2 protein-coding genes and 1 pseudogene are annotated in these 2,428 nt (G+C 48.3%); all 3 read left to right on the top strand.

Annotated elements, in window-relative coordinates; genetic code table 11:
• Positions 1 to 1,221 (top strand): tyrosine-type recombinase/integrase (locus FDW94_RS21255; protein ID WP_249358662.1); only part of this gene is annotated, 1,221 nt, incomplete at its 5' end.
• Positions 1,222 to 1,294: 73 nt separating this feature from the next.
• Positions 1,295 to 1,966, top strand: a complete 672-nt coding sequence (gene phoP / locus FDW94_RS21250) for a two-component system response regulator PhoP (RefSeq protein WP_003846709.1) — start codon at positions 1,295 to 1,297, stop codon at positions 1,964 to 1,966.
• Positions 1,966 to 2,428, top strand: a pseudogene (locus FDW94_RS24595) (two-component system sensor histidine kinase PhoQ); the annotation flags it as partial. The gene phoP and the pseudogene FDW94_RS24595, both read left to right, overlap by 1 nt.

Genomic DNA, 2,428 nt, shown 5'->3' with positions numbered 1-2,428 from the left:
AAACGTTGCCGCGAAGTCCTTCGCGGCTGGACGGTGAACAGCAGCAACATCAAAAAAGCTGGAAATCTTCGTGCGCTCATAACAAGTGAAATACAGCTCGGTAAGTTCGACTATGCGGAACGTTTCCCGGAATCCAAAGCGCTTAAGAAGTTCATCACAACCAAAAAAATTACCACGTTTAAAGAACTAAGTGATTTTTTTACAGACACCAAAGCCTTAGAGGTATCTGGTGCAACACTGCTATCGCTTACTTCGGTCGTAAATACGTTACTGCGTGTAGTCGGAGAAAATACCCGTCTGGTAGATATTGAGCATGCCGATATTTTGCATTACCGAAAGGAGTTATTGATCGGGACAATTATTAACCCGGCAATGCCGAATCTGACCAGGCAGGGCCGCGCGCCCTCAACAGTCAATAAACAGATGGCAGTTTTATCAGAAATGCTTAAGCTCGCAAACCGAAGCCAGTTTATATTGCATGCTCCTTATGAAGGAGTGTCGCGACTCAAGTTATCTAAAAATGATCCCGACCCACTTTTACTTCATGAGTACCAGGCTCTGATAGCCGCCCTTCCCCGTAGCCAGGCATTAATCATTATTGTTGCCGTACATACGGGGATGAGGCCGGGCGAGATATGCGCCCTGGCATGGGAAGACATTGATTTGGTAAAAGGTGAAATCCACGTATCCAGAAGTTTGACGAATAAGCGAGTATTTGTACCCCCTAAGACAGATGCCGGAATAAGGACGATAACGTTGCTTAAACCTGCTCTGGATGCACTGAAGGAACAATACGAAGTCACCGGCGCTAATCCGAAGCAAGAAATTCGATTTCACCATCGGGAGATCGGAAAAACTGAGCAGCAATCTCTTCGCTTCGTTTTTTCACCGACAGCATATTCGTCAAAAAAAGGCAGTTACTTCTCCAAGAACTCGATTGCCTATGGCTGGAAGCGAGGCACTAAACTTGCAAATATCCGCGAAAGGAATCCTTATCAGTCACGGCATACCTACGCATGCTGGACGTTGATGGCCGGAGCGAACCCGTCATTCATAGCGAGTCAGATGGGACATGAAGATGCGCGCATGGTGTACGAGGTTTACTCCAAGTGGATTGGCGACATGAACCAGGATCAGGTCAACATGCTGAACAATCAGATGCCAACGGCACTGCCCCCAGGGCGCCCCCACGGGCAGGGGAGCATGAGAAAAGTTATTTAATTTCATAGCGCTGCTTTCAATCCACATAATCAGCGTTAAACTATTCATACCATTATTTTAGGGAGAAACGATGATGCGCGTACTGGTTGTCGAGGATAATGCTTTATTACGCCACCACCTCAAGGTTCAGTTACAGGATTTAGGGCATCAGGTGGATGATGCAGAAGATGCGAAGGAAGCGGACTATTATCTGAATGAACATCTGCCGGATATCGCGATCGTTGATTTAGGACTCCCCGATGAAGATGGTTTGTCGCTGATCCGCCGCTGGCGCAGTAATGAGGTTTCGCTGCCGATTCTGGTATTAACCGCACGCGAAGGCTGGCAGGATAAAGTGGAAGTCCTCAGCGCCGGTGCTGACGATTACGTCACCAAACCGTTTCACATCGAAGAAGTGGCTGCGCGCATGCAGGCACTGATGCGCCGCAACAGCGGTCTGGCATCGCAAATTATCTCCCTTCCGCCTTTTCAGGTGGACCTCTCTCGACGCGAGTTATCCGTCAATGATGAAGTTATCAAGCTCACTGCGTTTGAATACACCATTATGGAAACGCTCATCCGTAATAATGGCAAAGTGGTCAGCAAAGATTCGCTCATGCTGCAGCTTTACCCGGATGCCGAACTGCGCGAAAGTCACACCATTGATGTTCTAATGGGACGTCTGCGTAAGAAAATTCAGGCGCAATATCCGGACGACGTCATCACCACCGTGCGTGGTCAGGGATATCTTTTTGAACTGCGCTAATGAATAAACTATTGCGTCATTTTTTCCCGCTATCGCTACGGTTGCGCTTTTTACTGGCAACCGCAGGCGTTGTATTAGTGCTCTCGCTGGCCTACGGCATGGTTGCTCTGGTGGGCTACAGCGTCAGCTTTGATAAGACAACGTTTCGCCTGCTGCGGGGTGAAAGTAATCTGTTTTATACCCTGGCAAAGTGGGAAAACGGCAAGATAAACGTCGAGCTGCCTGAAAATCTCGATATGCAAAGCCCAACAATGTCGCTGATCTATAACGAAAGCGGTGAGTTGTTGTGGGCTCAGCGCAATGTTCCCTGGCTGACGAAAAGTATCCAACCGGACTGGCTAAAAACGAACGGTTTTCATGAAATTGAAGCCAATGTAGACGCCACCAGCACTTTACTGGGCGAAGATCACTCCGCTCAGCAGCAGTTAAAAGAAGTCAGAGAAGATGATGACGACGCCGAAA

It is taken from the genome of Citrobacter sp. wls757, from assembly GCF_005280935.1.
Classification (GTDB): Bacteria; Pseudomonadota; Gammaproteobacteria; order Enterobacterales; family Enterobacteriaceae; genus Citrobacter; species Citrobacter portucalensis.
This window is presented reverse-complemented; position numbering and strand designations above follow the sequence as displayed.

Excerpts from the sequence above, each read along its gene's own strand:
- phoP (WP_003846709.1), top strand. The coding sequence starts at position 1,295 with ATGCGCGTACTGGTTGTCGAGGATAATGCTTTATTACGCCACCACCTC.